Genomic DNA, 23,063 nt, shown 5'->3' with positions numbered 1-23,063 from the left:
CGAGAAAGGATCCGCCGTGGTCGATCCGTCCGCATCCTCCGCCTCCACCGTGCGCGCGCTCCTGTCGCGCGCCGACCTCGGCCTGCGCCTGGCCACCCCCGAAGAGGCCCTGGATGCGGCGGCACTGGACCGGCCCGTCCGCTGGGTGCACAGCAGCGACCTGGCCGACCCCACCCCGTTCCTCTCCGAGGGCCTCGCGCTCCTGACCACGGGCACCCAGTTCTCCGCCGCATCCGAGGATGAGGAGGCCTTCCACGCGTACGTCGGTCGCCTGCACGAGCGCGGCGTGGTGGCGCTCGGGTTCGGAACGGACGTGGTGCGCGACGGCATCCCCCCGCTGCTGGAAGCGGCCTGCCGTGCGGCCGGGATGCCGCTGTTCGAGGTGCCGTACCGGACGCCGTTCATCGCGGTGGCCCGCGCGAACGGGGAGGCGATCGCGGCCGAGTCCTACGCGCGGCGCACATGGGCGCTGGGGGCGCAGCGCGCCGTCTCACTCGCAGCGCTCCGCCCCGACGGGCTGAATGCCACGCTCGCCGAGCTGGCGCGGCAGCTGGACGCGTGGGTGGGGTTGTTCGACGCCGTCGGCGAGCTCCGCCGCGAGCACCCGGTGGGAGCGCTGGATGCGGCGGTCCGGGCGGAGCTCGGCACCGAGGTCGGCACGGTCCTCCGCCGCGGTGCGCGCGCCGGCTCGGCGCTGCGCATCGGGGAGGTGCCCTTCTCCCTCCAGACGCTCGGCCGCGGCGGGCACCTCCGCGGCGTGCTGGCGATCGCCTCAGGCGGCCTGGACTCGGAGAGCCGCGGGGTGGTCACCTCGGTGATCGCGATGGCCGGACTCGCCCTCGAGCAGAACGAGGGCGTGGAGCGCGCGCAGGGGATGCTCCGCGCCGGGGTCGTTCAGGCGCTGCTTGCCGGCGAGGTCGCTCTCGCGCGCCGTTTCGTGCGGGAGCTCGGCGGCGCCCTGCCGGCGGGGTCGGCGACGGTGTGCGTGGTGGCGGGACCCTCGGCGCAACTGGACAATGCCGCGGAATGGCTGGCCGTCCCCCCGATCGAGGCGATCGTCTTCGGCCGCGGCCCCGACGGGCTCGTCGTGGCCGTCGCCCCGGACTCGGGGCTGCCCGATGTGCTCGCCGAGCGCTTCCCGGTGCGGGTCGGCGTGTCGGCCCCCGCCGCGTGGTCGGAGTTCTCGCGCGCCCACGGCGAGGCGCTCGCGGCGCTTCGCCGGCAGCGCACAGCGGTCGCGCGGTTCGGTGAGACGGCGGCATCCGGCGTCCTGGGCGCGCTCGACAGCGACCTCGCGCGGGTGCTGGCCACCGCATCCCTGTCGCCTCTGATCGACCACGACACCGCGCGCGGCTCCGAACTGATCGCGACGGTGCGCGCGTGGCTGGAAAACGATGCGCGCATCGACGCGACCGCCGCCGCTCTGGGGCTGCACCGTCACACCGTGCGCACGCGCATCGCGCAGGCCGAGTCGGTGCTCGGCACCGACCTGTCGTCGTTCCCGGCGCGCGCCGAGCTGTGGGCGGCCCTTCAGGTCTCCGGCCTCTGACCCCTCCGGGCCGCGGCGACCGCCGTCGTCGTGTTCAAAACTCAGGAGACACGCCGGCGGAAGGCCCCGGACGGCCGCCGGAGAGGCCCGATCTCCTGAGTTTTGAACGGCGAAGGCGACGGCGGAAGGGACGGCAGAGGGGAGGGCGGGGTCAGCGCAGGTCCATGACCGCGGTGATGACCTCGCGGTTCAGGGCCTTGGCGAAGACCTCGTCCAGCTGCGTGAGCGGGTACACGCCGGAGATGATGGGGGTCGCGTCGATCCGGCCGTCGTTGAGCAGGCGCCCCCACCGCGGGATGTCCCGGTGGATCCAGGCACCGCCGGTCTGGGACGACTTCACCTGCTTGGCGCGGATGGCGAAGTCCAGCACGTTGAGGGTGAGCGTCTCGGTGCGCGAGCGCATGCCGGTGGGCACCATCGTGCCGCCGTTGGCGGTCATGGCGAAGGCCTGCTCGATCGCGCCGCCGTTGCCGGCCGCCTCGAAGGAGTAGTCCACCCCGCGGCCGCGCGGCGTGAGCGCCTTGACCTGCTCCACCGGGTCGCCCTCGGCGGGGTCGATGACCGCCGTCGCACCCAGCTGCTGGGCCAGGGCGCGGCGCTCGGCGATGGGCTCGACCACGATGATCTGGTCGGCCCCCGCGATCTTCGCGCCCTGCAGCATCCACAAGCCCAGGTGTCCGGCCCCGGAGATGGCGACGGATGCTCCGACCTGCACCTCCGCGACGCTGAGCACGGCACCGAGGCCGCTGGAGATGCCGCAGCCGAAGAGAGCGGCCTGCACCGGATCGACGTCATCCGACAGGCGCACGACCGTGCCCTCCCGGTAGATGTTGAACTGCAGGTAGGCGCCGATGCCGCCCTCCACGCGCACGTCAACACCCTCGGCCGTGTGCCCGATCATGCGGACGCCCTGCTCGAACACCTCCGCGCACGCACCCGGCACCCCGCGCAGGCAGTAGTGGCAGACGCCGCACTCGGTCGTGCCGGTGACCGACACCCGGTCACCGACCGACACCTTGGTCACGCCGGCGCCGGCTTCCACGACGATGCCGGTCGCGGCATGCCCCGTCACGAACGGCGGAACCGACCGCGTCGACCCGCCGCGCCAGGCGTAGGCATCGGTGATGCACACGGCCGCGTAATCGAGGTGCACGAGCACCTCGTTGGGTCCGGGGTCGCGCAGCGTCAGGTCGACGTACTCCATGGGCTCGCTGAATCCGGTGACCAGCGCGGCGGTGTTCGACATGACGGGAGGATGCCTCTCAGTGGGACTGGCGATGCCAGCGCAGCGCGCGTCGTTCGATGCCTTCGATCGTGAGGTTCAGCGCGAGGCCGAACAGCGCGAGCAGCAGGATCCACGACCACATGCCGGGCATGTTGAACGGACCGATGGTGAACTGGATCTGGTAGCCGATGCCGTTGGTGGCGTTGAAGAACTCCGACACGATGCCGAGGATCAGCGAGCCGATCGTGGCGATGCGAAGACCCGCCCAGATCTGCGGCTGGGCGGCGGGGAGGACGATCCGCAGGATGATCTGCCACCGCGTGAGGCGGAACACCCGCCCCATCATCACCAGCGTCGGATCGACGGAGGCGACACCGTTGGCCGCGTTGATCAGCACGTACAGCGAGACGCCGTAGGTGATGAAGGCGATGCGCATGCCGTCGCCGCCGCCGAGCAGCACGATGAACAGTGGGAGCACGGCCACCACGGGAACGGCCCGCAGGAAGTCCACGACCCAGCTGGTCGAGTAGCGGAAGAGGCGGGACAGTCCCGTCAGGATGCCGAGGAGGATGCCCACGGCAGAGCCGAGCAGGAAGCCTGCGAGCACGCGTCCCATGGTCGGGAACGCGTGGCCGAACCACGCGTCGCGCGCCGACAGCCCACGGCCGCCGCTGCCGAAGAACTGGTTCCAGAAGTACGCCCCGATCCGCGACGGTGCCGGCACCTCGGGGGTGGGGCTGATGAGGGATGCGACCTGCCACGCCGCGATCAGGATGATGAGCAGACCGAAGGTCATGGCGAACCACTTGATCCACCACACGGGGCCGCGGCGCGGGGAGCTCCGCGCCGTACGGATGGCCTGGGTCTCGGTGGGAACGATGGCGGTCATGTCAGCCCTCCTTCGACGTCGTCGACCAGGCGAAGAAGCGGCGCTCGATCGTGCCGAGCAGGATGTTCACGAGCAGACCGAGAATTCCCGCCACGATGATGGCGGCGTAGAACGTGAGCACGTCGTTGCCCTGCGCCCGGGCGGTGGCGAGGATGCCGCCGACCCCGCTGGTACCGCCGACGATGAGCTCGGTAGTGATGACAACGATGAGTGCGATCGTGGACGACACCCGGATGCCGGCCCAGATCTGCGGCATGGCGGCGGGCAGCACGATCGTGCGGATGATGTCTCCCCGCGTGCGGCCGAAGGTGCGCGCCATGTCCTTCATCATCGGATCGACGTTGCGGACGCCGTAGAGGGCGTTGAACATGATGGGCCAGACGCACGCGAAGACGACGATGATCGTCTTCATGACCGGCCCGGTCTGGAACAGCAGGATGAAGACCGGGATGAGGGCGACCGGCGGAATCGGCCGGAGCAGCTCGATGACCGTCCGCGAGGAACGGTAGGTGATCTCCCAGAGGCCGAACAGCACCCCCAGCGCGATGCCGAGGACGATCGCGATCCCGAGCCCCACGAGATAGCCGGCCAGGGTGGATCCGACCTGGGTGTAGAAGCTCGCCTCGGTGAAGAACCGGCCGAATCGACCGAGGATGTCCGTCAGCGGCGGGAGGTAGGTCGGATCGGCGAACCCGTAGCGGCTCGCGATCTCGAGGACGAGCCCCAGCACGAGGACGCCGGCGAAGCCGAGGCCGACGCGCTCCCACATCTTCCAGCGGTGCGGGGCGCGGCGACGCTTTCCCGCACGCCGCGGCGATGCGCCGGCGACCGAAGTCGAGGGCGCACCGCCGCGGCGCTGATCCGTGATCAGAGACATCCCGGTCCTTCGCTCAGCAATTCTCGGGGAAGGGGATGACGATCGTCGAGACGTCGAACTCCTCGGAGCCGTACAGTTCCACTTCCTCGTCCCAGTCCACCTGGAGCTTGTCGTCGGGCAGCGGGCCGTCGACGGAGTTGGGCGACTGCGACACCGCGATGAGGCCTTCCTTCCACCCGAGGACGTCCGTCATGAACTGCTCCATGACCTCGCGGTCGTTGGCGAGCGCGCCACCCTCGGCCGTCGCGCACTGGAACGCCGCGATCGTGTTCGGGTGCTCCATGTAGTACTCGCGCGTCGTGATCCACACGTTCTCCGGGCGTCCGGAGTAGTCGCCGGCGCCGAGGTCGAACACATCCACCGCGCCGATGGCCCGCACGTTGGCGATCGCGAATGCCGCGACAGCGGCGGCGTCGATCACCCCGGCCTCCAGCTGGGCGGCCATCTCGGCGTAGGGCACCGCGACGATGGTGACGTTGTTCGGGTCACCCCCGGCCTTCTTGATCTCCAGGCGGAGGCGGTTGGGGTGCACGCCGCTCACGGCGGTGAAAGCGACGGTCTTGCCCTCGAGGTCGGCGGCCGACTCGATCCCGGAGTCGGGGAGGGCGACGACGAGCTGCTCGCCCGGCTGGCTCATGTAGTTGCCACCGACGATCAGCGCCTCGGAGCCGCTCAGCGTCAGGTTCACGGCGCCGTAGGGGGAACCGGGCGCGATGTTGATCTCGCCGGCGGCCAGCTGCGCGCGACCGACGTTGGCGTCGGTCATCCAGTCGTGCTCGAAGCTCAGTCCGTACTTCTCCTGGGCGACATCGCCGCCGAGGATGAACTGCGCCGAGATCGGCCCCTGCCACAGGCGCCCGACGATCGTGTCGGACTCCGGCTCGTTCGGGTCGGCTTCGGCGGCGAGCTGCTCGATCTCGCTCTGCTCCTCCTCGCTGGCGCCGGTGGAGCCCCCGGAGCCGGCATCTCCGCCGTCGGCGCAGCCGCTGAGGACGAGCGCGAGGCTGGCGGCGAGCGCGCCGATTCCCAGGATCTTCCGGCGCAGTGCGCGCGGTGTGGTGAGTGTTGACACGGTGATGCCTCTCCTTTGAGGAAGGTTCTTTCGGGTGAAGGTCAGGTGAAGGTCGGGTGATGACGACGCTAGCCAGGGGACTGTGCCCGAGACATGCGTTGAACTACGCGGATCGGGCCAGGTTGTCTGAGCCGTGGATGAGGCGGGCCACCTGACCGCGCAGGTGCACGAATTCCGGCAGCTCCTTGGTCGTGATCTGGTCGCGCGGGCTCGGCAGCGGCACGACGATGTCCTCGACGATCCGCGACGGCGGCTTGGAGAGGACGAGCACGCGGTCGGCGAGGTAGACGCTCTCATCCACGTCGTGGGTGACGAAGAGGATCGTGACGCCGGTCTTCGCCTGGATCTGCAGGACGAGATCCTCCAGCCCTGCGCGGGTCTGGGCATCGACGGAGGCGAAGGGCTCGTCCATGAGCAGCAGGCTCGGCTCGTAGGCAAGTGCTCGCGCGATGGCGACACGCTGCTGCATCCCGCCCGACAGCTGCCAGGGGTACTTGTTCTCGTGACCGGCCAGGCCCACGGCCTCGATGCTCTCCTGCACGAGCTCCCGCCGTTCGGCGGGGGTGTGCTTGTCGCCGCGGAGCGGGAAGTTGACGTTCTTGGCCACGGTCAGCCACGGCGGAAGCGACCGGCTGTAGTCCTGGAACACCATCGCCATGCCCGGCGGCACGTCATCGACGATGCGTCCGTTCATGCGCACGGTCCCGTGGGTGGGGTGCAGGAGCCCGGCGAGGATGCGCAGGAGCGTCGTCTTGCCGGCACCGGACGGCCCGACGATGGAGACGAACTCCCCGGAGCGGACCGCGAAGGAGAGCCCCTGGATGGCGTGGTGGGCCTTGGCGCCCTCGCCGTAGGTGTGGCCGATGTCGTCGACGACGAGCAGCGGGGCGTCGGCCTCGGATGTGGTCTCGTTGGTCATGATTGCCTCTCTCCGCGCGTCAGCGCGCGGTGTGTCCTCCGTCGATGGACAAGATGGCGCCGGTGACGGCGCGCGACTCGGCCAGCCACACGATGGCGTCTGCGACCTCTTCGGGCGAGGACACACGCCCGAGCGGGTTGTTCTCCTGGATCGCATCCCAATCGACCCCTGGCCGCGATCCGGAGGCCACGGCCTTGTCCATGAAGCCCGTGCGGATCGCCCCGGGCGCCACCGCGTTCACGCGGATGCGGCGGGGCGCGAGCTCGATGGCGCTCTGGCGCGTGAACTGCACGATCGCGCCCTTGGTGATGGAGTACGCGGACTGATCCGCGGCGCCCACGAGGCCGGAGATCGAACCGAGGTTGACGATCGATCCCTCGGTCTCGGCGAGGGCCTCCACGCAGGCCTGGGTGAAGACGAAGGTGCCGACCACGTTCACGGTGAGCAGCCGCTGCACGTCGGCAACGGTGGTCTCGGCCAGCGGCTTGCGCAGGAAGACACCGGCATTGTTGACGACGACGTCGAGCCGGCTGAAGGCGTCCTGAGCCGCGCGCACCGCAGCCTGCGCGGTCTCCTCCAGGGAGACATCGGCCGTCAGCGTCACCACGCCCTCTGCGGCGGGAGCGTCGGGGGCCGCGACGTCGACGGCGACCACACCGTAGCCTTTGGCCCGCAGGAGGGCGACGGTGGCCGCGCCCACTCCGCCGGTGGCTCCGGTCACGATCGCTGCTGGAGTGCCCGTGCCGCTCATCCCGCTCCGCTTCGGTTGCCGGCGTCCCTGGTCGGATGCCTGGGACCATACGACCAGAGCGCGCGGTGGGCCCGATAGCGTAACGCCACCCTATTCGTGCCGTCGGAGCGTGAACGAGAGTGGAGGGATGCGCTCCCTGCCACCCGAGTTCGATCGCCTCACCCGCGGCACGATCGATCTGCACGTGCACGGGCAGCCCGACCTGTCGCGGGCGCTCGCCAACCGCGGAGACGACGTGGCCACCGCGCGCCAGGCGGTGGCGTACGGGGTGCGCGCGTGGGTCCTCAAGTCGCACGTGTGGCCGACGACCGACCGCGCCGCGGCCATCCAGAGCCACTTCGATCCCGCCCGGTTCCGCGTCTTCGGCAGCATCACCCTCAACCCGCCCACCGGGGGTCTCAGCCCCGCGTCGGTCGACCTCGCCGCCGCCCACGGTGCGCGCATGGTGTTCCTCCCCACGTGGGGGTCCGCCGCCGACGTCGCGCGCGGCGGGTACGTCTCGAACCTGCTGGAGGGGATCGTGGGCGGCTTCCGGGAGTTCGCCGCCGCCCACGCCCTCTCCGCGATCGCCGACGACGGGTCGCTGCGCCCCGAGGTGCGTGCGATCGTGTCGTTGTGCGCCGAGCACGACCTGACCCTCGGTACGGGGCACATCTCGCTGGCGGAGTCGCGGGCCGTCGCCGAGCGGGGCGCCGCCGAGGGCGTACGGGTCGTCATCAACCACCCCCTGCACTACGCCTCCTCGGTGGCGGAGCTGCAGGAGCTGGCCGACCTGGGTGCCTTCATCGAGTTCTCCGGTGGCCCCCTGCTGCATCCGGATGCCACGACGACGGTGAAGGACGTGCACGCGGCGCTCTCCGAGCTCGGCCCAGAGCACGTGATCCTCACCAGCGACGCCTTCTCGCGGTGGGCACCTGCCCAACCGGAAGCGCTGCGCATCTTCCTGGAACAGCTGTTCTATCTGGGCTGGTCGGCCGACGACCTCGCGCGGATGGCCCGCACCAATCCCGCCCGCGCGATCGGGCTCACCGATCCGCCTTCCCCCGAAATCCCGAGGAGCATCGCATGACACTGCAGGTCTACGGCGCTCACCGCGTCATGGAGAACGCCGCGATCGCCCTGGCCGTCGACACCATGACCGGCGGTCGCGAGCAGCTCAACAACGGCTACATGGCGCATCTGGTCGGGGGCAGCCACATCGTGTCGCAGGCCGGCACCTCCGACGCACCGGCCGTGGCCGATGTGGCGATGAACGCCGACACGCAGCTGCTGCGCTATTCCGTCGAGCGCCCCGACCTGCGGATGCTGTTCACCGCCACCCGCGGACACTACGAGATCCTCGCGCGGCGATCCGCGGGCATCGAAACGCCGGCCGATCTGCGCGGCAAGCGCATCGGGACGTTCCCCCGCACCTCCTCGGAGTACTTCCTCATCACCGAGCTCGCGCACTACGGCATTCCGGCGGAGGAGGTCGAGATCGTGCCGTTCATCCCGGAGCTGGCCGTGTCGCAGGCGCTCCTGGACCGCGAGGTCGATGCGATTTCCATCTGGGAACCCGCGACCCAGCACGCCAAGGAGGGCCTCGGCGAGGACGCCGTGCGCCTGTACCGACCAGGCTCGTACTACCTGCGGCTCAACGCGAACACGACGGCGGCGGCACTGTCGGACCCCGGCACGCGCGCCGAGATCGTCTCGTTCATTCAGCACGTCATCCTCGCCTCCGAGCAGGTCACCCGGTCGCCGGAGCTCGGGGCGGAGTACCTGGCGCGGCTGTCGGGCTTCGACCCGGGGCTCGTCCGCCGGTGCCTGCACTCGCTGGAGTTCGTCGCGCTCGTCGAAGACGACCAGCTGGACATCCTCGTGGAGCAGGAGCAGTGGGTCGCGCGCGAGCAGGATCGGCAGCCCCGCGGGCGCGAGGAACTGGCGCGGCTGATCGACACGAGCGTCTATGAGGAGGCCGTGGCGGGTCTCGCCGCGCGGCACGCCGACGCTCCTTAGGCGTTTCTACCTGATTGGTTCCGGCCGCAGGGTTCCGGCGGGCCGGGCCTGCATAGAGTCCACCGGGGGCCTGCGGCTGCAGTGTCCCAAGAGCAACGTCCTGAGGAGTGTGTGGTGCCCACGGAGACCGTCGATGCCGCTGACCTGCCGACCTACCGCCAGCTCTGCGAGCGCACGGATGCCCCGAAGGGGTCGGCGTGGGACGTGTTCGGCGCGGGCGACCAGCTCGGCACCCTGAACCTGATCACGCCCGAGGTGACGCGGGATGCCGCCGGACTCGTGCGCGACGGCCGCGTGTTCTCCCTGGACTACCCGCTGAACTCCTTCGTGCCGAGCATCGCGGGAACCCGTCCGGAGACCGCGCACCACATCTTCGCGAACAACCCCAACCACCGGGACGACTGGCTGGACTCGTTCTACCTCCAGTCCACGTCGCAGATCGACGGGCTCCGCCACATCCGCCACCCCCGGCACGGCTTCTTCGGCGGCGTTCCCGACGACCGGATCGAGGTCGGTACGCCCGACCTCGGCATCCAGCTCATCGCCGAGAAGGGCATCGCGACGCGCGGCGTCCTCATCGACCTCCCGCCGTTCTACGAGAAGTCGGGGCGCGCCTTCACCGGCGCCGAGCGCTTCGGCATCACCGCGGCCGATCTCGCCGACGCCGCGGCCGGCCAGGGCACGACGTTCCGGCCGGGCGATGTCCTGCTGGTGCGCACGGGGTGGTCCGGCAACTACCTCGGCACCGACGACGACGGACGCACCGCCATGCGCACCGCCGGGAGCCCGGGGCTGCTGCAGGCGGAGGAGACGCTGGAGTTCCTGTGGGACAACCGGTTCTCGATGCTCGCGAGCGACAACGCCGGCGTGGAGATGTTCCCGGTGAGCCCCGACTCCGGCTGGGTGGACCCGGATGAGCCCAAGCCCGAGCGAGGCCCCGTGCACAACGGGATGATGCACCGCCCGCTCCTCGCCCTCTTCGGCATGCCGCTGGGCGAATGCTGGCGACTGGACGAGCTGGCCGCCGCGTGCGCCCTCGACGGCCGATACGACTTCTTCCTGACCGCCAAGCCACTGAGCCTGATCGGCGGCGTCGGCTCCCCGCCGAACGCCATGGCGATCAAGTGAACGAGAGGACACCATCATGACCGCGATCGACGAGCTCCTGATCGGAGCGATCGACCTCCACACCCACTCCGGCCCCTCCCCCATGCCGCGGCGGATCAGCCACGTCGACGCCGCACGCCAGGCGTCGGAAGCGGGATTCCGGGCGATCCTCGTGAAGTGCCACTACCACAACACGGTGCCGGACATCCTGGCGATGGCCCCCTACATGGAGGGCATCGACACCCAGATCTTCGGCGGTGTGGCGCTCAACTCCACCGCGGGCGGGCTGAACATCCACGCGGTGGATCTCGCGCTGCGCCTGGGCGGGAAGATCGTGTGGCTTCCCACGATCTCCTCGGCCGCGCACCTCGAGCACGCGTCGGTGGATGAGACCACGCGATCGCACTTCACCCCGCTGGGGATGCTCCCCCAGGAGGAGGTGCCGGTCCTGGACGAGTCGGGTGAGCTCCTCCCCGTGGTCGGCCGCATCATCGAGATGACCCGGGATGCCGGCGCCATCCTCTCCACCGGACACCTCGGTGCGGTCCCGGCCACCGCGGTGGTGGAAGCGGCCGCCGCCGCCGGGCAGACCCGCATCCTCATCAGCCACCCCAACTACATCGCCGGGATCGACCACGACCTCGCCCGCCACCTGGCGGAGCTCGGCGCCGTGTTCGAGCACGAGATCGGCATGTACGACAACGACAAGCTCTTCCCGCTCGACGTCCTGCTGGGCTGGATCGATGCCGTCGGTCCCGGGCACACCGTGCTCGGATCCGACCTCGGCCAGCAGGGCAACCAGCTGCCGCTCGAGGGGTATCGGAGCCTCCTCCCCCGCCTGCTGGATGCCGGCGTCTCCGAGGCGGACCTGCGCCTCATGGTCGGCGGCAACCAGGCACGCCTGCTCGGGCTGGACGCGTGAGGACGTCGTTCTCGCAGCGTCTGCGCGAGGCCACGCGCCCTCTGGTGGGCACGTGGCTGAAGCTTCCGGCGCTCGAGGTCGTCGAGATCCTCTGCGACGCCGGATTCGACTTCCTCGTGATCGACCAGGAGCACTCCCCGCTGGACTTCCAGCAGGCCTTCGCGGCGATCACCCTCGCACAGGCCCGCGGCGTGACCGCGCTCGTGCGGGTTCCGGATCGGAGCGGAAGCCACTACCAGCGGCTCCTGGATGCCGGCGCCGACGGCATCCTCGTCCCGCACGTACGCAGCGGTGCCGATGCCGCCGAGGCGGTCGCGGCGATGACGTTCCCACCGGAAGGCACGCGCGGGATGGGTCTCACCTCCCGGGCAGGGAAGTGGGGGCAGGCGTCCCGCGACGACTATGTCGCGACCGGTACGGAGGTCTTCCGCGCGGCGCAGCTCGAAGACGTCGAGGCGCTCGACGACGCGGAGGCCATCATCGCGACGGCAGGCCTCAGCGCCGTGTTCATCGGGATGGGCGACCTGCAGCTGTCGACGGGCCTGACCGGCGACGCCCCTGAGTTGAGCTCCCGCGTGGACCGCGTCCTCGACCTGGCGAAGGTCGCGGGCATCCCGGTCGGGACCGCGGTGCAGTCCCCCGCCCAGTTCCGCGCGTCCGCCGAGCGCGGCTACTCCTACATCATGGTCGGCAACGACGTCGGGATGCTCGCAGCCGGGGCCTCGCGCCTGGTCGCCGAGTCGCTCGGCGCGGAGTGAGGAAGGGTCGCACATGCCCTACGGAAAAGATGACGTTCGCTCAGCGCTCCCCACCGCGACGGCCACGGCCGTGCCCGAGGCGATGGCCGGAGCCGAATACGCCCGATTCTCCGAGAACGAGGCCGAGCCCGACCGGAGCCACCCCGGCGCGCTGATCTGGTGGGCACGCGGGCAGAACATCGCCCTGGGGTACGGCGAGGTCGACCGCCACGCGATCCTCGAGTTCGACGAACCGGAGGAGCACATGCTGATCCTCCCCGATGCCGGAATCACGGCGCGGATCACGACCCCCGAGGAATCGGTGGTCAGCCCGGGGGAACGCGTGATCGTCCTGCCACCCGGTCGCTCGACCGTCGAGCTGGACGGCCGGCTGCGGTTCGTATCCCTGGTGCGCACCACCAGCGCGTTCGCGGCGCTCGCGGCCAATGCCCCGTCCTACGCCACCCCGCATCCGAACATCCCGCCGTTCCAGCCCTGGCCCGCACCGCCGGAGGGGTACCGGGTGCGCGTCTACGACGCGACCGTGGCACCCAGCGCCGGAAGCGCGTTCCGGATCTTCCGCTGCACCACCATGATGGTGAACTACATCGACGTGAAGGACGGCCCGCGCGACCGCGCGAAGCTCTCCCCCCACCATCACGACGACTTCGAGCAGTACTCGCTCGTGCTCGAGGGCGAGTACATCCATCACCTGCGCTGGCCCTGGGGCACGGACGCGAACACGTGGCGGGAAGACGACCACGGGCTTCTCGGTAGTCCGTCACTGACGGTCATCCCGCCGCCGGCGATCCACACGAGCGAAGCAGTCGGCACCGGGCGCAATCACCTCGTCGACATCTTCTCCCCGCCGCGCGAGGACTTCTCGCTCATGCCCGGGTGGGTCGTCAACGCCGCGGACTACCCGATGCCCGAGGGGGTGACGGCTCCGTGAGTCGGCGGCGGCCCACGCCGCTGCGAGTCGCCATCATCGGCTCCGGGTTCGGCGGGCTGGCCGCCGCCGTCAAGCTCACCCGCCGCGCCGGCACGGACGTCACGATCTTCGAGCAGGCCGGGGAGGTGGGCGGCACGTGGCGCGACAACCGCTACCCCGGGTGCGAGGTGGACATCCCCTCGCACATCTACTCCTTCTCGTTCCTGAAACACGACTGGCCGCGCACCCACGCGACCCAGCCGGAGCTGTTCGCCTATGCCAACCGCGTCATCGACACGTTCGGGCTCCGCGACCGCATCCGTCTGAATGCGCGCGTGGTGGAGGCGCGGTGGGATGACGCGTCCGGCGAGTACGAGGTGTTCACGACCGACGGCTCCGTCGGTCACTTCGACGCCGTCATCAGCGCCGTCGGACTCCTGAACGTTCCCCGCTACCCGCAGTGGCCGGGACTGGACGCGTTCGAGGGTGTGCGCTTCCACACGTCGCGGTGGGAGCACGAGCACGATCTGGCGGGCAAGCGCGTCGCTGTCGTGGGAACAGGGTCAACGGCCGCTCAGGTGGTCCCGGCCCTGGCGCCGATGGTGGGCGAACTCACGGTCTACCAGCGCGAGCCGGGATGGATCGAGCCGAAGTCGGAACGGGCGTTCACCCCGTTCGAGCGGTGGATGTACCGCACGGTGCCCTTCGCCCAGCGCGTGCACCGGTACCTGCTGTGGGCGAAGGCGAACGGGCGCTTCCGCGGCTACGACGACTCCTCGACCGTGCAGGAGCGGATGCGCGCGCTGTGCACGGAGTTCATCGACTCCACGGTGATCGACCCGGAGACCCGGGCGGCCCTGACCCCCACGTACGCCTGGGGGTGCAAACGCCCGATCGTCGCCACGACCTACTACGAGACCTTCAACCGGCCGAACGTGGAGCTGGTCCCGCAGGCGGTGGTGGGAGCCACCCGCACGGGGCTGATCGATGCATCCGGTGCCGAACGCGAGATCGACGTCCTCGTGATGAGCACCGGGTTCCAGCCGCAGCGCTTCCTGGCCCAGCTGGAGATCGTCGGGCCGGGGGGCGTGCGGCTGCACGACGCGTGGGAGGAGCGGGCCACCGCGTTCCTCGGGGTGACCGTGCCGGGGTTCCCGAACCTCTTCCTCCTCTACGGCCCCAACACCAACGGCGGAACCTCGATCATCGCGCAGCTAGAGCGCCAGGCCGAGGTCGCCGTGTCCGCGATCCGGCGACTCGAGCGAGGGCGCGCGCGCCGGGTGGACACCGACCCGGGAGCTGCCCGGCGTTATGTGTCCTGGGTGGATGCGCAGCTGGCCACCCACGCCTCGGCGAAGAGTGCGGGCTGCCACAACTACTTCACCGATGAGCGGGGAGCGATCGTCACGGAATGGCCGCGCACCCACCTCGTGTACTGGTGGATCACCAAGATGTGGCGCCGGAAGGGGCTCCGCTTCCGGTGACAGGAGGTGGTATCGCGCCGGGAAGACGATAAGCTTGTATGACGAACTGACGGCAGGGTGGCCGATCACAGTCGATCGGGGCACCGCCGGGCGCAGAGGCCAGGAGTGGGTAGGACATGACCGCACGACAGGTGGATGCCATCGAGGTGGCATCGAGCGAGGCGACGAGCTTCATCGGCCGCAAGACCGAACTCGAGACGGCAGGACGGGTGCTCGTCGAGGCGCGTCTTCTGACGATCACCGGGCCGCGCGGGGTGGGGAAGAGCCGGTTCGCCGCGAAGCTGGCGGAGCGGATGGCGCGCACCTTCGCCGACGCGCCGGTCCGGCTCGACCTGCGCCACGACGCCGCGGGCGCGCTCGCGGCCGTGCCCGCACTGCGCAGGCACGCCGGGATCGTCCTCCTCGACGACGCGGACGATGCCGTCGCCGCGGCGGCGCTGGCCGAGAAGGTGCTCGCCGAATGCCCGCGGGCCGTCGTCGTGGTCGCGGGGACGGCACGGCTGGGCTCCGACGCCGAACGGCTCATAGCCCTGGCGCCCTTCGTCATCCCGTCCCGGCCTGTGGCGTCGACCCGGATGGTCCTGGACTACGAGGTCGTGCGGCTCCTGGTCGACCGCATCCGGATGCTGGATCCGGGGTTCGTCCCCACCGCGCAGGAGCTGCGGGTCATCCGCGACCTGTGTGCGGCCACCGACGGGCTGCCGGCCCTGGTGGAGCTGGCGGCCGCCGCGACGCGGCTGATGTCGCTGGAATCCATCCGGGACGCGTTGACGTCGTCGGCCACGTCGCTGCTGGACCTGCTCCCGGAGGCCGAACGCCTTCTCGCCACCGCCGACGAGGTGTGGCAGGCGGGCGACGACGACGAGCGGGCGCTGGTGGGCGTGGCCGCCGCGCTCCGCGAACCCGTGACCCTGGACTGCCTCGTCTCCCTGGTCGACGGCGCGCCCGGGGCGCTCGTGCGCGCGTTCTCGCGTCTGGTCGACCGGTCGGTCCTCCTCCGCGACCCCGACGTGGAAGGGGGCTTCCGCCTGCTCCGGGCGATGCGCCAGCGCGGGCGGGCCGCGGTCGAGGCGTCCGGCCGCACCGAGGAGACCACGGCCCGGATCGACGAGCACCTCGTCGCCCTGATGTGCGAGCTGGCAGAGGCCGCGCCCGGCGCCACGGAGGTGCAGCTCTCGCACCACCTCATGCATCACCGCGCCAGCCTCGAACGCCTCCTGACGCGCTACGTCACCGACCGTGCGACGGCGGGCGAGGCGATCCGGCTCATCGTGCCGCTCCGCAAGCGCTGGAGCAGCCTGGGGCTGGCCGAGCAGGTGCAGGCCTGGCTCGAGCAGGCCGTCGTGTGCCGGCAGGTCAACGATGCGCTGGCCACCGAGGCGCGGCGCACGATCGCGTACTACTCGATCATCGGACGGGACTTCCAGCGGTCGGCCGAACTGCTGGCCGAATGCGGGCCCGAAGACGAGGCTCACCAGGAGCCCGGCGAGCTGCCGACGGAGTTCCTCCGCGCGCTCAGCCGCCTCGGGGCGATCGACGCCGAGGGAGCCGAAGACCAGCTCGAAGCCGTCGTGGAGCGCTCGCGCACCAGCGGGCGGATCGAGACCCTCGACGAGCAGATGTACTTCCTCACCCTCGTCGCCGTCGCCCGTGGCGACCACGAGCGGGCCGAACAGCTGTTCCGCTCGAGCGTCGAACTCATGATCGCCCGCGGCAACCGGTGGGGCGTCGCGTACGCGCTCGTGCTGCGGTCGATCTCGCTGCTCAACCGCGGACTGGACGAGTCCGCTCGCGAGACGACCCGGAAGGCGCTCGCGATGCTCGACGCGCTCGGCGACCGCGCCGGCGTGCCCACGTGCCTGCGGCTGCTGGCCGCTCTCGCCCATCGCGAGGGCGATCCGGGGAAGGCGGCGACGTTGCTGGCCGCGGCGGGCCGCATGCACGGCTCTCGCACGTTCGCGCGCGAGGTCATCGGGTGGGGTCTGGAGGAGAACGCGCGGCGCGCCCTCGGCAGCAGGGAGTACTCGCGCCTGTCGGCGCGTGGACGCCAGCTGGATCGCCGCAGCGTCCTCGCCCTCGCCCTCGAGGACGGCGAGACGGGGTGCGCCGACGAACTCACCCCGCGCGAGTTCGAAATCGCCGAACTGCTGGTGGAGGGGCTCAGCAGTGCGGAGATCGCCGCGCGGCTCGTGCTGTCCACGCGCACGGTGGAAGGTCACATCCAGCGGATGCTGCACAAGCTGCAGTTCCGCTCGCGGTCTCAGATCGCGGTGTGGATGAGCAAGCGGCTGGACGGCCTGCACGTCCTCGCCAGCTGACCCGCTTTCCGTCACCTGCGCGCACCGGGCGCAGGGCCCCCGGAGGCCTCAGATCAGGACGGTGGCGAAGGCGGCGGCGGGTCCGGCCAGGGGCGGGTAGCGCTCGGACACCCGGATGTCGTGGCCCGGGATGAGGGCCGCTCCCGCCTCGCGGGCGATGTGCCCGAGCGTGCGGAGGGAGCGCGCGGACTCCTCGGCGTCGCTGTACGCGAAGAACCGCCATCCCCGCTCCACCTGCTCGAAGAAGTGCGCGGCGTCCGAGGCGATCAGCACCGCGCCGGCGTCCGTGGACACGAGCACGGCGGTCTCCCCCGGCGTGTGCCCGGGGGCGGGGATCATCGTGATCCCGGGGGCCACCTCCGCCCTGCCGTCGACGAGGTCGACACGGCCCTCCTCCTCCGCCGCCCGCACCGCGGCGAGGTGGCGGGGGTCGATGAAACCCGCTCGGAGCTCCTCGGCGCTGCGCGAGCTCCCGTGCGCGTACTCGGCGCGCGAGAGCGCGATCCGCGCGCGGGGGAACAGGTCGACCGAACCGGCGTGGTCGAAGTGCAGATGGGTCAGGATGACGCGCGACACCTCGTCGGGGCGGATGCCCACCGCCGCCAGCGCCTCGGGCACGGGACGCCACTGGGCGTCGTCGACCCAGTAGGCGTCGGGAACCCAGAACCCCGTATCGATCACCACCGGCCCGTCGTCGGTGCGCACCACCCAGAAGCTGTAGGGCATCGAGATCACCTCATCCGCGATCCCGAGGTCGGCGAAGTCGGCCCAGACGTGGCTCGTGCGTACCTGTCGCACGGCGTACGTCACCTGCAGGACGGCGTATTGGGCGTCCGAGACCATGGCGGCTCCCCTCCGCTCCAGCGTGGCGAACGACGGTGTCCGCCGTGCAGGGCGGAATTACCCGATTCTGCCCGCGCGCAGGTTCGGGCGCCCCGGCGCCGCCCTAGCGTGAGTGACAGCGGTACCGAGCGAACTGAGAAGGAATGATCCGATGGCGATGACCGAGGCCCCCACCAGGACGCCGGATGACCCCACCGCTGAAGAGATCATCGCCCGGGCGCGGGGACTGCGCGAGCGCATCCGCGGGATGCAGCGCGAACACGAGCAGCTCGGCACCTACTCCCCCGAGATCCACGAGGCCTTCACCGAGGCCCGCCTCTACGACATCCTGCGCCCCCGCCGCTACGGCGGGCTCGAGCTCGGCCTCAAGACCTTCTTCAAGGTGGCGTGCGAGATCTCCCGTGCCGACCCCGGCGTGGGCTGGTCGTATGAACTCGGCGCCAGCCACCCGTACCAGTTCTCCTCGTATTTCTCCGAGCGGGCGCAGGACGAGGCCTACCAGGCGTATCCCTTCGTCGCTGCCTCGCGCGCGTTCCCGGTCACGGCCACCGCCGAGCCGGTCGAGGGCGGCTACATCCTTTCGGGCCGCTGGGACTACAGCTCCGGGTGCACCTACAGCTCGCACTTCATGCCCGTCGCGCCCATCCTCGCCGAGGACGGCACACCGGTGCCGCACATGTTCATCGTCCCCCGGTCGGAGTACACGATCGAGGACGACTGGGGCGGCGAGCGGGTGCTCGGCCTCGGCGCATCCTCGTCGAACTCGATCACGATGGACGGCGTCTTCGTGCCGGACTACAACGTCGTGCGGTTCAACTTCAAGGACTACCTCTGGAGCGAGAACGACGGCACCCCCGGGTATCGGCTGCTGGGGAACCCGGTGTACCTCGGTCGCACCACCACGATGTTCATCGCGGGCCTGGCCGTCAGCCAGGTGGGGACGGCCTGGGCGGCCCTCGACGAATACGAGGAGCTCATGCAGCGCGGGACGAGCTTCCCGCCGCGGATGCCGCGGACCGAGTCGACGCAGTACCAGCAGTGGTTCGGGCACATCCAGCAGCTGACCGACTCCGCCGACGCGCTCCTGCACGCCACCGTCGCCGAGATGGAGGACCGGGGGTACGCGTGGGCCGACGGCGGCCCGGAGTTCACCCCGGCCGAAGACCTGCGCCTCCGCGGCCAGGCCGCCACCGCAGCACGCCTGGCCACCGAGGCGGTGGATCTGGCGTTCTCCACGGCCGGGTCGACCTCGGCCGGAAAGCGCGGCACGCGCCTGGAGAAGTACTACCGCGACACCGGCTTCTACAAGACCCACATCGGGGCGCAGTACGACGTGTTCTATCTGTCGCAGGGCCGCGTGGGGCTGGGCCTTCCCTCCGGCGGGATGTGACCGCATGGCCCGCTTCGATCCGCCCGACCGCGCCGCCTACACGCCGGCCCAGCAGTCGTTCTACGAGCGGTACGCCACCGGGCCGCGCGCCGCGCCCGACCAGCCCTTCCGGCTGATCGACGAGGCCGGTGAGCTTATCGGACCGCCGTCGGTGTGGGTCACCTCTCCCGAGATCGGGCTGGCGCTGGCGGGCATCGGCTCCCAGATGCGCTGGGGCCTGGATGTCTCGGACAAGACCAGGGAAGCGGTCATCCTCGCCGTCGGCTATGCCTGCGAGAGCCCGTTCGAGCTCTACGCACACGAGCCCGCCGCACGCGCCGCCGGGTGGACCGACGAGGATCTGCGGGCGATCCGCGACGGCCGCCACCCGGGTGCGGCCGACGAAGAGGTACGGACGGCCCTCGATGTCGCACGGCGGATTCTCGCCGCCGGCACGCTCGACGCCGCCGAATATGCCCGCGCGGCGGAAATCTTCGGCACCGAACGGTTGTTTCACCTGGTGACGCTCGTCGGGTATTACCGCATGGTGGCGACCCAGCTCGCCGTCTTCGACATCCAGCCGCCCGGCAGCGCCTGAGGAGGACGACATGACCGTGTCCAACGAGACCGCTCGCGACCTCGCCGATGCCGACGGGACGCCCGACGGCGAGCCGATGCTCGACGCGGAGGATTTCAAGACCGCGTTCCGCAACCACCCCGCCGGGGTCGCCGTGATCACCGCCGAGGGGGCCGAGGGCCCCGTGGCGCTGACGGCCACCTCCGTGTCGTCGGCCAGTGTCACGCCGCCGCTTCTCGTCTTCTCCGTTTCCGAGCTGTCGTCCAGCGCCCCCACGATCCGGCACGCGGAGACGGTGGTCGTGCACCTCCTCGAGGCCGAGCAGCTGCACATCGCCCAGCTCGGCGCGACGAGCGGCATCGACCGCTTCGCCGACACGTCGCTGTGGACACGCCTCCCCACCGGCGAGCCCTACTTCCCCGCCGCGTCGTCGTGGATCCGGGGGCGTGTCGTCGGCACGGTGCCGGCCGGAGTGGCCACGGTGATCCTCGTTCAGGCGCTCGAGGCGCACACGCAGGAGCCGGATGGCGCGGGGACGACGCATCCGCTGGTCTATCACAACCGCACGTGGCACCGGCTCGGCGAGCACTCCCGCATCGACTGACCCCCGCCCGCCGCGCGGACCGCGGACGGCGAGCCGCGGACCGCGAGACTGCAGCCTGCCGACGAGACCGACGCATAATGTCGTGGTCTCGTCGGCAGCAAGCAGTCTCGCGGCTCCCCGTGCGCGAGGAGGTCAGGATGCGGCGGCCGCCAGCAGCGCGACGAGCTCGGGCGGCGCGGGCGCGGCGGTGAAGGTCTCCTCCACCAGGTGCAGCCGGGAGATGCCCGCCTGCACCGCGGCCAGCGCGTCGGACCTGGGCAGACGGCAGCCGTCGGACGGAAGACTCACCCGCACGTATCCCCCGCTCGCGTCAGCGAGCCAGAACTCCGGGCCGGCGAACCCGATGGCCGAGCGCATGCACCCGCACCCGCACCATCCGCACCCCCCTCCCGTCGCGTAGGCGACCCCCGCCGCCCGTGCCGCAACGACCCCGTAACGATCGACCCGCCGCGAGTAGGCTCGGGAGGGTGACATCCCGCGCCCCCCTCTCCCGCAAGCTGTCCGCCATCGCCGAGTCGGCCACCCTCAAGGTGGACGCCAAGGCCAAAGGGCTCCAGGCCGCCGGGCGCCCGGTCATCTCCTACGCCGCAGGCGAGCCCGACTTCGCCACGCCGCAGTTCATCGTGGATGCCGCGGCCGAGTCGCTCCGCGACCGTGCGAACTTCCGCTACACCCCGGCGGCGGGGCTCCCGGTGCTGCGCGAGGCCATCGCCGCCAAAACGCTGCGCGACTCGGGCCTGGAGGTTCCGGCGTCGCAGATCGTCGTCACCAACGGCGGCAAGCAGGCGGTCTACCAGGCCTTCCAGGCGGTGGTGAATCCCGGGGACGAGGTGCTCCTGCCCGCTCCGTACTGGACCACCTACCCCGAGGCGATCGCCCTCGCCGACGCAGTGCCGGTCGAGGTGTTCGCCGGAGCGGAGCAGGGGTACAAGGTGACCGTCGAGCAGCTCGAGGCCGCCCGCACCGACCGCACGACGGCCCTCGTGTTCGTATCGCCCTCCAACCCGACCGGCGCGGTGTACACCCCCGAGGAAACCAGGGCGATCGGCGAGTGGGCGCTGGAGCACGGGGTGTGGGTGATCTCGGACGAGATCTACCAGAACCTCGTCTACGAGGGCGCCCACGCGCAGTCGATCGTGGAGGCCGTTCCCGAGCTGGCGGGGCAGACGATCCTCGTCAACGGCGTCGCGAAGACGTACGCGATGACCGGATGGCGCGTGGGCTGGATGGTGGGCCCGGCCGACGCCATCAAGCTCGCGGCCAACCTCCAGTCGCACCTGTCGAGCAACGTCAACAACATCGCCCAGCGCGCGGCCCTTGCCGCCCTCACCGGCCCGCAGAACGAGGCCGAGGGCTTCCGGCTCGCGTTCGACCGCCGCCGGCGGTTGATCGTGTCGGAGCTCGAGAAGATTCCCGGTGTGACCGTGCCGAACCCGCTCGGAGCCTTCTACGTCTACCCCGACGTGACCGGCCTGCTGAACCGCGAGTGGCGCGGCACCACCCCGGCGACCTCGCTCGAGCTGGCCGACCTCATCCTCGACGAGGCCGAGGTGGCCGTCGTTCCCGGCGAGGCGTTCGGGCCGAGCGGCTACCTGCGCCTGTCGTACGCCCTCGGCGACGACCAGCTCCTCGAGGGCATCCAGCGCCTCCAGCGCCTGTTCGCCTAGCGCCCCCCACCGCCGTCGGGTCGCCAGGAAACGTCGGTTCGCGCGCGAAAACCCGACGTTTTCCGGCGAGTCGACGGGAGGGGGCTAGAGCTCGACGCCCACCAGCACCGGTTCGGGCTGGAGGATCAGCCCGAACTCGGCCTGCACGCGCTGCTGCACGAACCGCGCGAGTTCGGCGATCTCGCTCGCCGTCGCCCCACCACGGTTCGTGAGGGCGAGGGTGTGCTTGGTCGACAGGGCCGCCCGCGACCCGGGCAGCGCGAATCCCCTCCCGAGGCCCGAATGCTCGATCAGCCACGCCGCGCTCACCTTCACATCCGGCGAGGCCGCTGCCGCGGGCGGCACGATCCCGGTGAACTCGGCGAGCGGGATCACCACGACGGTGTTCAGCTCGGGAGCCACCGGCCATCGCGGGCACTCGGGGGGAAGGGTGCGGGCGAAGCCGGCGGACACGATGGCGTTCTGGAAGAACGACCCGGCGCTCCAGGTGTCGGGATCGTCCGGCGCCAGCACCATGCCCTTGCGGCCGCGGATGGTCAGGACCTCGTCGCGGATGTGCTGGAGCGACACGGATGCACCGGGGTCGAGCCGCAGCGCCGAGCGCAGCTGCTCCCCGGGCACGACTCGTTCGCCCGCCCCGGCCTCCTGCAGTTCGAGGGTGACGGTGAGGATGACCGCCGAACGCGCCGGCGCGGAGGCGTAGTGCTGTTTGAGCACGGACGTGCGGAACCCGAGGCCGAGCTCGGCGGCGGGGACGGTCGAGATGTCCCCGGTGGCTTCGTCGAGGAGCTCGACCTCCACAAGGCTCTGGACGATCTCCTGCCCGTACGCCCCGACGTTCTGCACGGGGGCCGCCCCGACGGTTCCCGGGATCCCCGACATCGCCTCGATGCCGGCCAACCCTTCCGCCACCGTGTACGCGACGAGATCGTCCCAGTCGTGTCCGGCCTGCACGCGCAGGCGCACCGTTCCCGGGCCCGACCCGGGCAACCGCTCCACGCCCCGGGTGCGCACGAGGACGACGGTGCCCTCGAACGCCTCGTCCCCGGCGAAGAGGTTGGAGCCGCCGCCCACGACCAGCCAGGGTTCGCCCTCCGCCCACAGCGTCCGCAACGTCTGGACGAGCTCGTGCGTCGTCGAGGCTTCCACGAGCCGCTCGGGCGCACCGCCGGTGCGCAGCGTCGTCAGCTGCGCGAGGGGGATCGGGTCGAGTTCGGGCATGGA

General features: G+C 70.8%; 22 protein-coding genes. 13 read left to right on the top strand and 9 right to left on the bottom strand.

Going from position 1 to position 23,063, the window contains the following annotated elements; genetic code table 11:
• The first annotated feature begins 16 nt into the window (after positions 1-16).
• Positions 17-1,549 (top strand): PucR family transcriptional regulator, encoded by a 1,533-nt coding sequence (locus AC2DGY_RS04100; protein WP_484508427.1) that lies wholly within the window; start codon positions 17-19, stop codon positions 1,547-1,549.
• Positions 1,550-1,700: 151 nt separating this feature from the next.
• On the opposite strand, the gene AC2DGY_RS04095 is transcribed toward AC2DGY_RS04100, so the two are convergent.
• The 6 genes from AC2DGY_RS04095 to AC2DGY_RS04070 all read right to left on the bottom strand — a co-directional run bounded on the left by AC2DGY_RS04095 (position 1,701) and on the right by AC2DGY_RS04070 (position 7,282).
• Positions 1,701-2,795, bottom strand: a complete 1,095-nt coding sequence (locus AC2DGY_RS04095) for a zinc-binding dehydrogenase (protein WP_484508426.1) — start codon at positions 2,793-2,795, stop codon at positions 1,701-1,703.
• A gap of 16 nt (positions 2,796-2,811) precedes the next feature.
• Positions 2,812-3,663, bottom strand: coding sequence for an ABC transporter permease (locus AC2DGY_RS04090; protein WP_484508425.1), 852 nt, complete (start codon positions 3,661-3,663; stop codon positions 2,812-2,814).
• A gap of 1 nt (position 3,664) precedes the next feature.
• The gene (locus tag AC2DGY_RS04085; RefSeq protein WP_484508424.1) at positions 3,665-4,540 is read right to left on the bottom strand and encodes an ABC transporter permease; all 876 of its coding nucleotides are present in this window, start codon (positions 4,538-4,540) and stop codon (positions 3,665-3,667) included.
• A gap of 13 nt (positions 4,541-4,553) precedes the next feature.
• Positions 4,554-5,612 carry an ABC transporter substrate-binding protein gene (locus AC2DGY_RS04080; RefSeq protein WP_484508423.1) on the bottom strand — a complete coding sequence of 353 codons (1,059 nt, stop codon included), beginning with the start codon at positions 5,610-5,612 and terminating at the stop codon, positions 4,554-4,556.
• A 103-nt stretch (positions 5,613-5,715) separates the two neighbouring features.
• Positions 5,716-6,531 (bottom strand): ABC transporter ATP-binding protein, encoded by an 816-nt coding sequence (locus tag AC2DGY_RS04075; RefSeq protein WP_484508422.1) that lies wholly within the window; start codon positions 6,529-6,531, stop codon positions 5,716-5,718.
• A gap of 19 nt (positions 6,532-6,550) precedes the next feature.
• The gene (locus tag AC2DGY_RS04070; RefSeq protein ID WP_484508421.1) at positions 6,551-7,282 is read right to left on the bottom strand and encodes an SDR family NAD(P)-dependent oxidoreductase; all 732 of its coding nucleotides are present in this window, start codon (positions 7,280-7,282) and stop codon (positions 6,551-6,553) included.
• Positions 7,283-7,409: 127 nt separating this feature from the next.
• On the opposite strand from AC2DGY_RS04070, the gene AC2DGY_RS04065 reads away from it, so the two are divergent.
• From AC2DGY_RS04065 to AC2DGY_RS04030, 8 genes are all read left to right on the top strand, one after another.
• Positions 7,410-8,351 (top strand): DUF6282 family protein, encoded by a 942-nt coding sequence (locus AC2DGY_RS04065; RefSeq protein ID WP_484508420.1) that lies wholly within the window; start codon positions 7,410-7,412, stop codon positions 8,349-8,351.
• On the top strand, positions 8,348-9,280 hold the full coding sequence (locus AC2DGY_RS04060) for an ABC transporter substrate-binding protein (protein WP_484508419.1): 933 nt from the start codon (positions 8,348-8,350) through the stop codon (positions 9,278-9,280). The genes AC2DGY_RS04065 and AC2DGY_RS04060 overlap by 4 nt, the downstream gene beginning before the upstream one ends.
• A gap of 114 nt (positions 9,281-9,394) precedes the next feature.
• Positions 9,395-10,408 carry a cyclase family protein gene (locus AC2DGY_RS04055; RefSeq protein WP_484508418.1) on the top strand — a complete coding sequence of 338 codons (1,014 nt, stop codon included), beginning with the start codon at positions 9,395-9,397 and terminating at the stop codon, positions 10,406-10,408.
• A gap of 16 nt (positions 10,409-10,424) precedes the next feature.
• On the top strand, positions 10,425-11,309 hold the full coding sequence (locus AC2DGY_RS04050; protein WP_484508417.1) for a DUF6282 family protein: 885 nt from the start codon (positions 10,425-10,427) through the stop codon (positions 11,307-11,309).
• Entirely contained in the window at positions 11,306-12,067 is a 762-nt protein-coding gene (locus AC2DGY_RS04045; protein ID WP_484508416.1) for an HpcH/HpaI aldolase family protein, read from the top strand. The genes AC2DGY_RS04050 and AC2DGY_RS04045 overlap by 4 nt, the downstream gene beginning before the upstream one ends.
• A gap of 13 nt (positions 12,068-12,080) precedes the next feature.
• Positions 12,081-12,998, top strand: coding sequence for a cupin domain-containing protein (locus AC2DGY_RS04040; RefSeq protein ID WP_484508415.1), 918 nt, complete (start codon positions 12,081-12,083; stop codon positions 12,996-12,998).
• The gene (locus AC2DGY_RS04035) at positions 12,995-14,461 is read left to right on the top strand and encodes a flavin-containing monooxygenase (RefSeq protein WP_484508414.1); all 1,467 of its coding nucleotides are present in this window, start codon (positions 12,995-12,997) and stop codon (positions 14,459-14,461) included. The genes AC2DGY_RS04040 and AC2DGY_RS04035 overlap by 4 nt, the downstream gene beginning before the upstream one ends.
• Positions 14,462-14,577: 116 nt before the next feature.
• Positions 14,578-16,779, top strand: coding sequence for a LuxR C-terminal-related transcriptional regulator (locus AC2DGY_RS04030; RefSeq protein ID WP_484508413.1), 2,202 nt, complete (start codon positions 14,578-14,580; stop codon positions 16,777-16,779).
• 48 nt (positions 16,780-16,827) lie between these two features.
• Here the strand turns inward: AC2DGY_RS04030 and AC2DGY_RS04025 are convergent, their stop codons facing one another.
• The gene (locus AC2DGY_RS04025; protein ID WP_484508412.1) at positions 16,828-17,622 is read right to left on the bottom strand and encodes an N-acyl homoserine lactonase family protein; all 795 of its coding nucleotides are present in this window, start codon (positions 17,620-17,622) and stop codon (positions 16,828-16,830) included.
• Positions 17,623-17,773: 151 nt separating this feature from the next.
• Here AC2DGY_RS04025 and AC2DGY_RS04020 point away from each other — a divergent pair, with 151 nt between their 5' ends.
• The 3 genes from AC2DGY_RS04020 to AC2DGY_RS04010 are packed head-to-tail and all read left to right on the top strand — an operon-like array spanning position 17,774 to position 20,172.
• Positions 17,774-19,012: an acyl-CoA dehydrogenase family protein gene (locus AC2DGY_RS04020; RefSeq protein ID WP_484508411.1), complete on the top strand. Its 1,239-nt coding sequence runs from the start codon at positions 17,774-17,776 to the stop codon at positions 19,010-19,012.
• Between the two features lie 4 nt (positions 19,013-19,016).
• Positions 19,017-19,589 carry a carboxymuconolactone decarboxylase family protein gene (locus tag AC2DGY_RS04015; protein WP_484508410.1) on the top strand — a complete coding sequence of 191 codons (573 nt, stop codon included), beginning with the start codon at positions 19,017-19,019 and terminating at the stop codon, positions 19,587-19,589.
• Between the two features lie 10 nt (positions 19,590-19,599).
• Positions 19,600-20,172, top strand: coding sequence for a flavin reductase family protein (locus AC2DGY_RS04010; protein ID WP_484508409.1), 573 nt, complete (start codon positions 19,600-19,602; stop codon positions 20,170-20,172).
• A 132-nt stretch (positions 20,173-20,304) separates the two neighbouring features.
• Here AC2DGY_RS04010 and AC2DGY_RS04005 read toward each other — a convergent pair whose 3' ends face one another.
• The gene (locus AC2DGY_RS04005; RefSeq protein ID WP_484508408.1) at positions 20,305-20,529 is read right to left on the bottom strand and encodes a hypothetical protein; all 225 of its coding nucleotides are present in this window, start codon (positions 20,527-20,529) and stop codon (positions 20,305-20,307) included.
• 110 nt (positions 20,530-20,639) lie between these two features.
• Between AC2DGY_RS04005 and AC2DGY_RS04000 the strand changes: the two genes are divergently transcribed.
• Positions 20,640-21,839 (top strand): pyridoxal phosphate-dependent aminotransferase, encoded by a 1,200-nt coding sequence (locus AC2DGY_RS04000; RefSeq protein WP_484508407.1) that lies wholly within the window; start codon positions 20,640-20,642, stop codon positions 21,837-21,839.
• Positions 21,840-21,923: 84 nt separating this feature from the next.
• Here the strand turns inward: AC2DGY_RS04000 and AC2DGY_RS03995 are convergent, their stop codons facing one another.
• Positions 21,924-23,060, bottom strand: a complete 1,137-nt coding sequence (locus AC2DGY_RS03995) for a UDP-N-acetylmuramate dehydrogenase (RefSeq protein ID WP_484508406.1) — start codon at positions 23,058-23,060, stop codon at positions 21,924-21,926.
• Between the last annotated feature and the right edge of the window lie 3 nt (positions 23,061-23,063).

The organism is Microbacterium sp. Z6_144, assembly GCF_057197625.1.
This window is presented reverse-complemented; position numbering and strand designations above follow the sequence as displayed.

Excerpts from the sequence above, each read along its gene's own strand:
- AC2DGY_RS04090 (WP_484508425.1), bottom strand. The coding sequence starts at position 3,663 with ATGACCGCCATCGTTCCCACCGAGACCCAGGCCATCCGTACGGCGCGG.
- AC2DGY_RS04025 (WP_484508412.1), bottom strand. The coding sequence starts at position 17,622 with ATGGTCTCGGACGCCCAATACGCCGTCCTGCAGGTGACGTACGCCGTG.
- AC2DGY_RS04075 (WP_484508422.1), bottom strand. The coding sequence starts at position 6,531 with ATGACCAACGAGACCACATCCGAGGCCGACGCCCCGCTGCTCGTCGTC.
- AC2DGY_RS04010 (WP_484508409.1), top strand. The coding sequence starts at position 19,600 with ATGACCGTGTCCAACGAGACCGCTCGCGACCTCGCCGATGCCGACGGG.
- AC2DGY_RS04050 (WP_484508417.1), top strand. The coding sequence starts at position 10,425 with ATGACCGCGATCGACGAGCTCCTGATCGGAGCGATCGACCTCCACACC.
- AC2DGY_RS04040 (WP_484508415.1), top strand. The coding sequence starts at position 12,081 with ATGCCCTACGGAAAAGATGACGTTCGCTCAGCGCTCCCCACCGCGACG.
- AC2DGY_RS04005 (WP_484508408.1), bottom strand. The coding sequence starts at position 20,529 with ATGCGCTCGGCCATCGGGTTCGCCGGCCCGGAGTTCTGGCTCGCTGAC.
- AC2DGY_RS04070 (WP_484508421.1), bottom strand. The coding sequence starts at position 7,282 with ATGAGCGGCACGGGCACTCCAGCAGCGATCGTGACCGGAGCCACCGGC.
- AC2DGY_RS04085 (WP_484508424.1), bottom strand. The coding sequence starts at position 4,540 with ATGTCTCTGATCACGGATCAGCGCCGCGGCGGTGCGCCCTCGACTTCG.
- AC2DGY_RS04030 (WP_484508413.1), top strand. The coding sequence starts at position 14,578 with ATGACCGCACGACAGGTGGATGCCATCGAGGTGGCATCGAGCGAGGCG.
- AC2DGY_RS04020 (WP_484508411.1), top strand. The coding sequence starts at position 17,774 with ATGGCGATGACCGAGGCCCCCACCAGGACGCCGGATGACCCCACCGCT.
- AC2DGY_RS04015 (WP_484508410.1), top strand. The coding sequence starts at position 19,017 with ATGGCCCGCTTCGATCCGCCCGACCGCGCCGCCTACACGCCGGCCCAG.
- AC2DGY_RS03995 (WP_484508406.1), bottom strand. The coding sequence starts at position 23,060 with ATGCCCGAACTCGACCCGATCCCCCTCGCGCAGCTGACGACGCTGCGC.
- AC2DGY_RS04065 (WP_484508420.1), top strand. The coding sequence starts at position 7,410 with ATGCGCTCCCTGCCACCCGAGTTCGATCGCCTCACCCGCGGCACGATC.
- AC2DGY_RS04060 (WP_484508419.1), top strand. The coding sequence starts at position 8,348 with ATGACACTGCAGGTCTACGGCGCTCACCGCGTCATGGAGAACGCCGCG.
- AC2DGY_RS04095 (WP_484508426.1), bottom strand. The coding sequence starts at position 2,795 with ATGTCGAACACCGCCGCGCTGGTCACCGGATTCAGCGAGCCCATGGAG.